This is a genomic window from Desertihabitans aurantiacus, from assembly GCF_003344635.1.
Lineage (GTDB): Bacteria > Actinomycetota > Actinomycetes > Propionibacteriales > Propionibacteriaceae > Desertihabitans > Desertihabitans aurantiacus.
This window is the reverse complement of record NZ_QPKK01000118.1, coordinates 1-11,398: the sequence shown is the minus strand read 5'-3', so window position 1 is coordinate 11,398 and position 11,398 is coordinate 1. Positions and strand designations below refer to the sequence as shown.

Genomic DNA, 11,398 nt, shown 5'->3' with positions numbered 1-11,398 from the left:
CGCCCGGCGCCGGCCGCGGCCGTCATCACCGCGGGTCCTCCGCCGGCCGGGCCGCCGGCGAACCGGGCCCACACCTCGGCGGAGTCGACCTCGAGCCACTCGGCCCAGGTGTCGGCGCGCCCGGTCGGGAGCCCGGCACCGTGGTCGGTCGGCACCAGCGCCACGGTCGACTGCCGGCGCTTCGACAGGCTCAGCGTGCTGCGGTCGGGGTCGGCGTCCGGGTCGGCGGGGCGCTCCGACAGGCTCAGCGCGCTGGGGTCCGGGTCCGCGCTGCGGGACGGGTCGGCGTCCGGGTCGAGCGTCTCGTCGGGCAGCGGGTGCCACTCCTCGCCGCGGACGCCGAGCAGGTCGGCGAAGCCGTGCGGGAAGGGGCCCTGCCGCAGGCGCGTCGTCTCGTCCACCGCGGAGGCGAACGGGCCGAGCCACAGGTGGCCGCCGTCCTGCACCCAGGCCCGGAGCCGGGCGACCGTCGCGTCGTCCAGCAGCACCGCCGACGGCGCGAGCAGCAGCCGGACGCCGTCCAGCGTGTCGTCGCTGCCGAGGACGTCGGTGAGCACCCCGCGCTGCCAGCACACCCGGTACCAACGACGCAGCTGCGCCAGCGGGTCGAGCCGGTCGCTCGGCAGGTCGCGCTGGGTGCCGGCCCACCAGCTCGGCCAGTCGAACAGCAGCGCCACCTCCGCCCGCGGCACGTCCCCGAGGGCCGGCAGCCCGGCCAGCTCGGTGCCGAGCGCGGCCACCATCCGGTGGTGGCGGGTGTCCGGGCCGGCAGCGGGCAGCAGCGCGGAGTGGAACCGCTCCGGACCCTGGGCGGCCTGGCGCCACTGGAACCAGCACAGCCCGCGGGCGCCGCGGGCCACCGCCTGGAACACCTCCCGCCGCAGCCGCGCCGGCGACTTGGCGACGTTGTGCGGGCGGAAGTTCACCGTGCTGGCGGCCTGCTCCATCAGCATCCAGCCACGGTCACCACCCAAGGAGCGCATCAGGTCCGAGCTCATCGCCGAGTCGACCACCGCGTCGGCCCGCGACGGGTCGGGGTAGCTGTCGTCGCTGACCAGGTCGAGCTCGCGGGCCCAGCGGCGGTAGTCGACGCCGCCGAAGAAGCCCATGAAGTTCGTCGTCACCGGCGTGGTCGCGTCCACCGCACGGATCTGGTCGCGCTGGGCGCGGAACAGCTCGAGCTGGGCGTCGGAGGCGAACCGGCGGAAGTCGAGCAGCTGCGCCGGGTTGTGCAGGTAGGGCGCGGCCCGGGGCGGCAGCACGTCCTCCCAGTCGCCCACCCCCTGGCTCCACACCGCTGTCCCCCACGCGGTGTTGAGCGGGTCGAGGCCGCCGTAGCGGTTCCGCAGCCAGACCCGGAACGCCGCCGCGCACGAGTCGCAGAAGCAGGTCTGGCCGAACTCGTTGCCGACGTGCCACAGCGCCACCGCCGGGTGCCCAGCACAGCGGCCGAGCAGCGCCTGCACCACGGCGGCGCAGCGCTCGCGGTAGACGGCTGAGGTCGGGCAGAAGTGGTTCCGCGAGAACGGGCTCAACCGCACCCCGTCCGCGGTGACGGCGGAGGTCTCCGGCCACAGCCGGGCCAGCCACGGCGGCGGGGACGCGGTCGGGGTGGCCAGGTCGGCCTGGATCCCGTGCTCGTGCAGCAGGTCGAGGACGTCGACCAGCCAGTCGATCCGCCACTCGTCGGGGCGCGGCTCCAGGGAGGACCAGCTGAACACCCCCACCGTGGCGAGGTTCACCCCCGCCCGCGCCATCAGCTCGACGTCGGTGCGCCAGACGTCGCGCGGCCACTGCTCGGGGTTCCAGTCCGCACCGACCCACAGCCTCGGCTCAGTCATGACCCACCCCTCCCGGACGCCGTCCGCGCAGCCCGCCGCCGGCGCTACAGTCAGGCCGGTCGGAGCGAGCAGAGGAGCGGGCGTGGCCACCATCGAGGACGTCGCCCGCGCGGCAGGCGTGTCGGTCTCGACGGTCTCGTACGCCCTCAGCGGCAAGCGTCCGATCTCGGTGGCCACCCGCGAGCGGATCCAGCGCGCGGTCCGCGACCTGGACTACCGACCGCACGCCGGCGCCCGCGCGCTGGCCTCCAGCCGCACCGACGTGCTGGCCCTGGTCGCCCCGCTGCGCGTGGACGTCAACGTGCCCGTGATCCTGCAGTTCGTGGCCGGGGTGGTGACCCGGGCCCGCAGCCACCACAAGGACGTCCTGCTGCTCACCAACGACGACCCGGGCAGCCTGGACCGGGTGGTGGCCGGCTCGATGGTCGACGCCGTCGTGGTGATGGACATCGAGACCGACGACCTGCGGCTGCCCGAGCTGCGTGCGATGAAGCAGCCGGCCGTGCTGATCGGCCTGCCCAGCGACCCGGGCCCGCTGAGCTGCGTCGACCTCGACTTCGCCGCGGTCGGCCGCGCCGCGGTGCAGCACCTGCTCGCCGCCGGACGCCGCCGGATCGGTCTGGTCGGACCCACCCCGGTGGTGCGCGCCCGGCACACCTCCTTCGCCGACCGGCTGCTGCACGGCTACGCCGAGGCGCTGGCCGAGGCCGGGCTGGAACCGCTGGAGACCGCCGCCGAGGGCACCCGCCGCGGCGGGATCACCGCCGTGGCCGAGCTGCTGGCGCGCCACCGCGACCTCGACGCCGTGGTGGTGCACAACGAGGGCGCGCTGCCCGGCGTCATCGAGGCGCTGCGCGAGGACGGGCACGACGACCGCGCCCTGCTCGCGGTCGGTCCGGCCGACGTCGTGGCGGCGCTGCCGGTGGACTGCGACTGGATCGAGATCCCCGCGGCCAGGATCGGCGAGCTCGCCGTCGACATGGCGGTCGACCGGCTGGAGGACGGCCGCGGCCCCGAGGTCCGGCTCCTCCCGCCGACCCTGGCCCGTCACCGCGTCACCCCTTGATGGCGCCGAAGATGACGCCCTTGGTGAAGTGGCGCTGGACGAAGGGGTAGACCAGCAGGATCGGCACGGTGGCCAGCACGACGACGGCCATCTTGATCGGCATGCCGGCGACCGCGCCGCTGGCCGCCTGGCCGGGGTCGGCCCCGCCGGGCAGCGAGGCGCCCTGCAGCACGTAGGAGCGCAGCACCAGCTGCAGCGGCCACTTGGCGTTGTCGTTGATGTAGAGCACCGCGTTGAAGAAGGCGTTGAAGTAGCCCACCCCGTAGAACAGCGCGACGACGGCCAGCACGGCACCGGAGAGCGGCATCACGATCCGCAGCAGGATGCGCCACTCCCCCGCACCGTCGATGCGGGCGGCGTCGAGGATGGCGTTGTCGATCCCCATGAAGAAGTTGCGCAGGATGAGGATGTTGAACGCCGACACCGCCGTCGGCAGGATCAGCGCCCAGTAGCTGTCGATCAGCCCCAGCCCGCTGACCAGCAGGTAGCTGGGGATCAGGCCGGCGGAGAAGAACATCGTGATGAGGAAGACGAACAGCAGCGGGGTGTGCAGCAGCGAGCCCGGTCGCGACAGGCCGTAGGCGGCCAGCACCGAGACCAGCATCGACAGCGCGGTGCCGACCACGGTGATCCCGACGCTGACGACCGCGGCCCGGGTGACGACGCCGCCGGAGAGGATCTGGCGGTACGCCTCCAGGGTCAGCTCGCCGGGGATGACGACCAGGCCGCCGGCGCGCAGCGTCTCGGCCTGGGTGGAGAAGCTCGTCACGACCACGGTGTAGAGCGGGAACGCGACCACGAGCACCACCAGCGCCAGCACGACGCCCTTCAGCCCGAGGCCGACCGGGTGCGGGTCCTCCTCCCACACCGGACGCCCGTTGGCGCGGCGCCGGCGTCGGCGGGTGGGGGGCAGGTCGTCGTGACGCTGCGGCGCGCCGGGGCCGACGCCGGTGCGGCGGGCGGTCTCGGTGACCGCGGCGGGGGCGGTCTGGTCTCCGATCTGGGCGCTCATCGCTGGTACACCCCTGCCTCTCCGAACACGTGGGCGAGCTTGTTGGCCCCGAGCACCAGGACCAGGCTGACCAGCCCCTTGGCCAGGCCGGCGGCGGCGGCGAAGCTCCAGTCGCCGTAGACCACGCCCTGGTAGTAGACGAAGGTGTCGACCACCTCCGAGACCTCCGCGCCGACGGCGTCGCGCTGGAGGATGAGCTGCTCGAAGCCCACCGTCAGCGAGTCACCGAGGCGGAGGATCAGCAGCAGGATCACCACCGGGCGCAGCGCCGGCAGGGTGATGTGCCACATCCTGCGCCAGCGGCCGGCGCCGTCGGAGGCCGCGGCCTCGTGCAGCGCCGGGTCGACCGTGCTGAGCGCGGCGAGGAAGATGATGATCCCCCAGCCGGCGTCCTTCCAGACCGCCTGCAACGTGATGAGGAGCAGGAAGGTGTCGGGGTTGGTCATCAGGTCGAAGCCGCTGTAGCCGTTCTCCCGCAGGGTCTGCGAGATCAGGCCGGCCCCGCCGAGGATCTGCTGGAAGATCGTCACCACCAGCACCCAGCTGAAGAAGTGCGGCAGGTAGACCACCGACTGGATGAACACCCGCACCCGCGGCGAGATGACGCTGTTGAGCAGCAGCGCCAGCGCGATCGGGACGGGGAAGAAGAACACCAGCTGGAACGCCGTGATCATCAGCGTGTTCAGCACCGCGTTGAGGAAGGCGGGGTTGGTGAACACCCGGGCGAAGTTGTCCAGCCCGACGAACGGGCTGTTGAAGAAGCCCGAGTACGGCGAGTAGTACTGGAAGGCCGCGATGTTGCCCAGCATCGGCAGGTAGGCGAAGACGGCGAGCAGCGCGATCGCCGGCAGCGTCATCAGCACGAGTGCACGGTCGCGACGCCAGCGGGTGGCCAGCGTCCGGCGGCGGGCGGCCGGGGGCCCCGGCGTCGCCGCCGGGGCCTCGGGAGTGGGGTTGCCCTGACCCGGTGTGGTGGTCGGCGCGCTCACTGCTGGTCCAGCAGACCCTGGTAGAACGCCCGCAGCTCCTCACCGCCGGAGCTCCGCCAGTTCTCGACCGCCGCGTCCAGGTCGTCCAGGCTCTTGCGCCCGCGCGGGATGTCGGCCTCGAGGTCCTCGAAGGGCTGGGCGAGCGAGGCGTACTGCGGCGGCTCGGTGATCTGGACGCCGTACAGCGGCGGCTCCTGCAGGTACTGCGCGGCGTCGGCCATCCAGCTGCAGTACTCCTCGACGAAGCCCGGGTACTGCACCTTGGCCTCCACCACCGGCGGGTCGGCCAGGAAGATGTAGGTCGGCTGCAGCTCGACGGCGGCCAGCTCGGTGGGCTGCGGGACGCCGTTGGGGCCGGGGGTGTAGTGCACGCCCTCGACCCCGTTGTTGATCACCGAGAACTCCTCGGTGCCGAACGGGGCGGCGAGGACGTCGGCCGAGGCGAGGATCTGCTCGATCATCGAGGTGTCGTCGGTCTGCTTGACGAAGGAGAACATGCTCGCGCCGGGGCCCCGCCACAGGATCGGCTGGCCACCCTGGCCGGCGAACGGGGCGAACGCCTTCTGCGAGTAGTCGGGGTTGTTGGCCAGGTTGTCGCGCAGGGCCTCGTGCCAGCCGCCGACGCCGTCGGCGAGCAGCAGCGAGCGGCCGGACTGGAAGCGGGCCTTGGCCTCGCTCTCCTGGGCGGCGACCGCATCCGGGTGGACGACCCCGGCCTCGAACATCTGGCGGTTGAAGTCGAGGGCGGCGCGGTACTCCTCGGTCTCGACCCGGTGCACCAGCCTGCCGTCGACGACCTTCCACTTCGGCGGGACGCCGAAGGCGATGGCGATGGCCGACCACAGGTCCTCCGCGGCCCACCGGTTCGCCCCCGGGTCGTTGATCTCCTTGGCCAGCGCCAGCAGCTCCTCCGCCGATCCGACCTGGGGGTCGATGCCCCGCTCGGCCAGCAGGTCGTCGCGGTAGTAGAGCGCGTCGCGGATCGGGGTGTCCGGGTAGGGGATGCCGTAGAGCTTGCCGTTGAAGACGCAGGAGCGCCACGCGTCGGTCGGGATGTTGGCCAGGTTCGGGTACTTGCTGACCGCGTCGCCGGCGAGGTAGGGGGTGAGGTCGGCGAAGACGTTGCCCACGATCTCCGAGCCGAAGCGGCTGGGGAAGTTCCACTGCGGGATCTGCACCCAGTCCGGGACGTCGCGCGGCGAGGCCAGCACGGTGGCGAGCTTGTCGGCGTAGACGTTGCCGTCGGTGATCTGGAACTCGATGGTGTTGCCGATCATCTCGTTGACGGCCTCGTAGTACTGGTTGCCGTCGGCCGGGGGGATGGTGCCCCACAGCGGCGTCATCGCCCGGATGGTGCGGCCGTCGCCGGGCGGCGTGGTCACCGAGCGGACGAGCTCGGTGGGGAGGCTGGTGTAGCCGGGCACCGAGCCGTTGACGCCCGGGATGTCGGGCTCGGCGATGGTGATCGGGATGTGGCGGGGCAGCACCTCGGTGCTGACGGCGACCTGCTCGGTCGGGGCGGCGGTGCCGCCGCCGCAGGCGCTGAGGCCGGGCACGGCGAGTGCGCTGAGGCCGACACCGGCGGCACCGAAGAGCGTGCGCCGGTTGAGGACGATGCGGGCTGGTGCGGGACGGTGCGTGCTCATGTCACTTCCTTGTGAGAGATGCCGACGACCCATCTTGTCGTCGAAGCGCTTCGATGGTGGACTGTAGGCCGCCCGCCGAACCGAACGCAAGCCCTTGCTCGAGGAGGAGCCCCCCATGCCCCAGGACTGGTCCCCACGCGTCCGCGAGCTGCTGGGGTCGCTCGGCACCGAGCAGAAGGTCGCGATGCTGCACCAGCACCAGCCCGCTCTGCCCGAGCACGGGCTGGCGGACTTCCACACCGGGCAGGAGGCCCTGCACGGGGTGGCCTGGATCGGCGAGGCGACCGTCTTCTGCCAGGCGGTCGGGCTCGGGGCCACCTGGGACGCCGACCTGCTGGAGCGGGTCGGTGCCGTGGTGGGCACCGAGCTGCGGGCCCACCACGCCAAGGACCCGGCGGTCGGGCTCAACGCCTGGGCGCCGGTGGTCAACCCGCTGCGCCACCCCGGCTGGGGCCGCAACGAGGAGGGTCTCAGCGAGGACCCGCACCTCACCGCCGAGCTGGCCACCGGTTACGCCCGCGGGTTGCGCGGCGAGGACGAGCGGGTCTGGCGGTGCGTGCCGACCCTGAAGCACCTCAGCGCCTACAACGTCGAGGACCACCGCGACGTGCTGTCGGTGCAGGTGCCGCCGCGGGTGCTGCACGAGTACGAGCTGCCGGCCTTCCTCGGCCCGGCCCGCGCCGGGGTGGTCGGGGCGGTGATGCCGTCCTACAACCTCGTCAACGGGCGTCCGGCGCATCTGGACGCCGAGGCGATCGAGGCCGTCCGGGAGGCGGCGGGCGGGCTGCTGGCGGTGCTCTCCGACGCCTACGCGCCGGGCAACGTCCCCTCGGTGCAGCTGCCCGAGCTCGACGCGGCGGAGGCCTACGGCCTGGTGCTGCGGGCCGGCGTCGACTCCTTCACCCAGGACGCCGCCGACCCCGCCCCGACCCGGCGGCACCTCACCGAGGCGCTCGAGCGCGGCGTGATCACCGTCGAGGACGTCGACGCCGCCGTCGGCCGGCTGCTCACCCTGCGCGAGCGCACCGGCGAGCTCGCCCCGTCCACCGACCCCTACGCCACGATCGGCCCCGACCAGATCGACCTCCCCGAGCACCGCGCGCTCGCCCGCGAGGTCACCGGACGGTCCGTGGTGGTCCTGACCAACCCCACCGCCCTGACCCCGTCGGAGGACGACGAACCCAGCCGCAGCGCCCTGAGCCTGTCGAAGGACGAGGCCCCCACCCCCGACCGCGTCCTCCCGCTGCCGACCGACGCCTCCGTCGCCGTGGTCGGCCCGCTGGCCGACCGGGTGCTCACCGACTGGTACAGCGGCACCCCGCCCTACGCGGTGTCGGTGGCCGACGCCTTCGCCGAGCGCGGACCGTCGCGCACCGCCGACGGTCTGGACCGGGTGGTGCTGCGGGTCCAGGGCACGCCCGGGTGGCTCGGCGTCGACGAGCACGCGCGGGTGCGGGCCGGAGAGCGGTCGGCGGCCACCGCCTGGGCGCTGCAGGACTGGGGCGACGGGCTGCTGACGCTGGACTCCGGCCGCGGGCTGATGGGCAGCCGGGACGCGCGCACCGTGGACGTCCACGCCACCCGGGTGGGCGGCTGGGAGGTGCAGGAGAGCTTCGCCAAGGAGGTGCATGCCGACGGCTCGTGGTCGCTGCTGCACCTGGGCACCCGGCGCTGGCTGTGGTCGCGGCCCGACGGCGTCCTCGAGGCCGGGGCGGCGCGGATCGGGCAGGCCGCCCGGTTCGAGGTGACGACGGTCGTCTCCGGGACGGCCGAGGCGGTCCGGCTCGCCCGCGAGAGCGACGTCGCCGTGGTGGTGGTCGGCAACGACCCGCACCTCAACGGCCGCGAGACCGCGGACCGGCCGTCGCTGGAGCTGCCGCCGGCGCAGGCCGAGCTGGTCCGCTCGGTGGCGGCCGCCCAGCCGCGGGTGGTGGTCGTGGTGGTGTCGAGCTACCCCTACGTGCTCGACGACGACCTCGCCGCGCTGCCGCTGGTGTGGACCAGCCACGGCGGGCAGGAGCTCGGGCACGGCGTGGTGGACGTGCTCACCGGCGCGGTCGAGCCGAGCGGACGGCTGCCGCAGCCGTGGCCGCTGCGGGCGTCGGACTGCGGGGAGATCACCGACTACGACCTCGAGTCCGCCCGGCAGACCTCGTGGTGGTCGCCGCACGAGCCGCGGTTCGCGCTGGGTCACGGGCTGCACTTCGGCGACGTCCGCTACGGCCCGGTGAGCACCTCGACGGCGGCTGGCGAGGTGGTGCTGGAGGTGACGCTGGTCAACCGCGGTGGGCGGACCGCGCCGGAGCTGGTGCAGGTGTACCACCGGGTCGAGGTGCCGGGACGGGAGTGCCCGCGCCGGCTGGCGGCGCACGCCCGGGTCGAGCTCGCGCCCGGGGAGGAGCGGACCGTGACGCTGCGGGTGCCGCGGGAGCGGCTGCTGCTGTGGGACGTCACCGCCGACCGGTTCTGGCTGCCCGGCGGCGAGCACCGTTTCGAGGTGGGTGCGTCGGCCGCCGACGTCCGCGCCCGGGCGACGGTGGAGCTGGAGGGTGACGAGCCGCCGTGCCACCGCCCGGCCCGGCGTCCGGTGCGGGCGGAGTGCTGGTCGTGGTGCGAGGGGCTGGAGCTGGCGCCCCGGGAGGTGCTGCGCGGATCGGTGCTGCGTCCGGTCGCCGGACGCGGGTGGGCAGGCTACGGCCCGGTGGACGTCGACGGCCTGGACGGTGTCCGGCTGGTGCTGCGCCGCCGCCGACCCGGCGCGGTGGAGGTCACTGCCGGCTGGGTCGGCGGACCGCAGGTGTCAGCCGGCGCGGACGGCGACGGGCTGCCCGAGGTGGTGCTCCCCCGGCCCGAGCACGCCGGGCAGCCGGCCGAGCTGGAGGTGTCCCTGTCGGGCCCGGTCGAGCTGGTCGAGATCAGCGCGGCGGGCGGGGCCAGCTGACTTCTGCGCCGGCCGACCCTGCCGGCACACACCTTCGTCAGCCCGCACACCGGTTGCAGCAGGTGTGCGGCCGCACGAAGGTGTGTGCCGGCGGGATCAGCGGGGACGGCGCCGCGCCGGCGGTCGGCTGACTGCGCCGAGCACCCGCTCGAGCGGGCCACGTCCGAGCGAGCGGCGCCACAGCCAGGCCAGCAGCAGCGAGCCGGCAGTCAGGCCGATCACCAGCACCCAGTGGTCCTCACCCAGCGGGACGCCGAGACCCCGGGTGAGCAGCCAGAGCACGAGCACCTGGGCGACGTAGACCGTCAGCGGCATCGACCCGACCGCGGCCAGCGGTGCACCCAGCCGGACCAGCAGCCGGCGCGGCCGTCCCGGCAGCCAGGTGGTGAGCGCGACCAGGGCCAGCGCCACGGCGAGCATCGCGGCGACGTTCCCGGCCACCGTCAGCGAGGTGGCCACCGCGAACCGCTCCACGCCGCCGGTGGCGATGCCGATCGCCACCTGCCGCGGCGGCACGAGCTGCGCCCCGAGCGGCAGCGCCACCGCCGCCACCACCGCCGCGACCACCAGCCCGACCAGGGTGACCCGACGCCGGCCGAGACCGAGCCGGACCAGCGCCACCCCGAGCAGCAGCGTCGGCGCCCAGATCAGCACCGGGTACGCACCGGTGACGAACCACTCGACGACGATCCCCCACGGCTCGACCTGCTGCGCCCGCACCGCCCGCAGCTGCGCCAGCGCTGCCGCCACCCCGGGCAGCAGCAGGACGCCGCCCACCCCGAGCCCCAGCAGCACCCGGGCCGGCAGGAACACCAGCGGCAGCACGACGAGGAAGGCCACCCCGTACTCGTCGAGGATGATCCGCACCGGCGTGTCCAGCGTGGTCAGCAGCGCCCCGAGCACCAGCAGGCACAACGCCCGGATCGCGATCTCCAACCGCAACGCGGCCCTCCCGGGCACGGCCCGACCCGTCGCTTCCCCTGCGCTGTCGGCAGGCCCAGCCCCAGCGCGCCGAGCCGGTCGAAGCGCCTCGGAGTCGGCATCGGTGCGATGGGCTCGCCCTTCGACAGGCTCAGGGCGTTGTGGTCGGCTCTGCTTGGCAGCTGCGGCCTCGCGCGGGTCGGGGGACGTCACCGAAGCGCGTTGAGCCTGTCGAAGCGCGTCCGAGCCGCGCCCGACCGCCGACCCGTCCTCAGTGCCTCCAGCTCGTCGGGACGTGGGCCGGCAGCGGGCCTGGGTGAGCAGGCCGAGACCGAGGCCGGCGGTGACGGCGAAGAGCAGGCGGGAGCGTTCGGCGGCGACGTCGCGGACCAGCGTCTCCCACAGCTGCACGTCCGCCGTCGGTGCGGCGTGGGCGACGAACATCCCGAGCACGGCCAGCCCGCGGGCGAGGTCGACGCCGACCAGCCGGGACCGCGGCTCGGGGCGGTCCGGGGCGGCCGGACCCGACGTCGTCATGGGCCCCACTCTGCCGTCCCGGCCCCAACGGCTGCCGCAGTAGGCTCGGCAGGTGCACCGCTCCGCCCCGCTCCGCCTGGTCCGCGGCAGCGACCCCGAGCTGCCGGAGGCGCTCCGGCAGGCGCTGGCCGGCGGACGTCCGCTGGCGGTGCTGCCCGACGACGACACCGCCGCCGCCCGCGCCGTCGCGGTGCTGCGGCCGGAGCAGCCGGTCGACACCGATGTCGCGGTGGTGGTTGCCACCTCCGGCTCGACCGGCGAGCCCAAGGCGGTCGTGCTGCCGGTCGAGGCGGTCCGGGCGGCGGTGGCCGCCACCGAGGACCGGCTGGGACGGGCGGCGTCCTGGACGTCGGTGCTGCCGCCGTCGGCGGTCGGCGGGCTGATGGTGCTCGCCCGGGCGGTGGCCACCGGCGCGGACCTGCGCCGCCGCTCCTCCGACCTGGCC

The 11,398-nt window shown here is 74.2% G+C and carries 8 protein-coding genes; 3 read left to right on the top strand and 5 right to left on the bottom strand.

Going from position 1 to position 11,398, the window contains the following annotated elements:
• Positions 1-1,841, bottom strand: a 1,841-nt coding sequence (locus DVA66_RS10975) for a beta-galactosidase (protein WP_198671670.1), incomplete at its 3' end; no start/stop codon positions are given.
• Between the two features lie 82 nt (positions 1,842-1,923).
• On the opposite strand from DVA66_RS10975, the gene DVA66_RS10970 reads away from it, so the two are divergent.
• Positions 1,924-2,907 (top strand): LacI family DNA-binding transcriptional regulator, encoded by a 984-nt coding sequence (locus DVA66_RS10970; protein WP_114560123.1) that lies wholly within the window; start codon positions 1,924-1,926, stop codon positions 2,905-2,907.
• Here the strand turns inward: DVA66_RS10970 and DVA66_RS10965 are convergent.
• From DVA66_RS10965 to DVA66_RS10955, 3 genes are read right to left on the bottom strand one after another with little or no spacing between them, the layout of a single operon-like run.
• Positions 2,897-3,919 (bottom strand): carbohydrate ABC transporter permease, encoded by a 1,023-nt coding sequence (locus DVA66_RS10965; RefSeq protein ID WP_114560122.1) that lies wholly within the window; start codon positions 3,917-3,919, stop codon positions 2,897-2,899. The two genes, DVA66_RS10970 and DVA66_RS10965, sit on opposite strands and share 11 nt — an antisense overlap.
• Positions 3,916-4,908, bottom strand: coding sequence for an ABC transporter permease (locus DVA66_RS10960; protein WP_232821901.1), 993 nt, complete (start codon positions 4,906-4,908; stop codon positions 3,916-3,918). The genes DVA66_RS10965 and DVA66_RS10960 overlap by 4 nt, the downstream gene beginning before the upstream one ends.
• Positions 4,905-6,554, bottom strand: coding sequence for an extracellular solute-binding protein (locus DVA66_RS10955; protein WP_114560121.1), 1,650 nt, complete (start codon positions 6,552-6,554; stop codon positions 4,905-4,907). Before DVA66_RS10955 ends, DVA66_RS10960 begins: the two co-directional genes overlap by 4 nt.
• 115 nt (positions 6,555-6,669) lie before the next feature.
• Between DVA66_RS10955 and DVA66_RS10950 the strand changes: the two genes are divergently transcribed.
• Positions 6,670-9,495 carry a beta-glucosidase family protein gene (locus tag DVA66_RS10950; RefSeq protein ID WP_114560120.1) on the top strand — a complete coding sequence of 942 codons (2,826 nt, stop codon included), beginning with the start codon at positions 6,670-6,672 and terminating at the stop codon, positions 9,493-9,495.
• A 96-nt stretch (positions 9,496-9,591) separates the two neighbouring features.
• Here DVA66_RS10950 and DVA66_RS20905 read toward each other — a convergent pair whose 3' ends face one another.
• Positions 9,592-10,953, bottom strand: a complete 1,362-nt coding sequence (locus DVA66_RS20905; RefSeq protein WP_157973954.1) for a DUF418 domain-containing protein — start codon at positions 10,951-10,953, stop codon at positions 9,592-9,594.
• Between the two features lie 52 nt (positions 10,954-11,005).
• On the opposite strand from DVA66_RS20905, the gene DVA66_RS10940 reads away from it, so the two are divergent.
• Positions 11,006-11,398: AMP-binding protein (locus DVA66_RS10940; RefSeq protein WP_157973953.1), on the top strand; the 393-nt coding region annotated here is incomplete at its 3' end.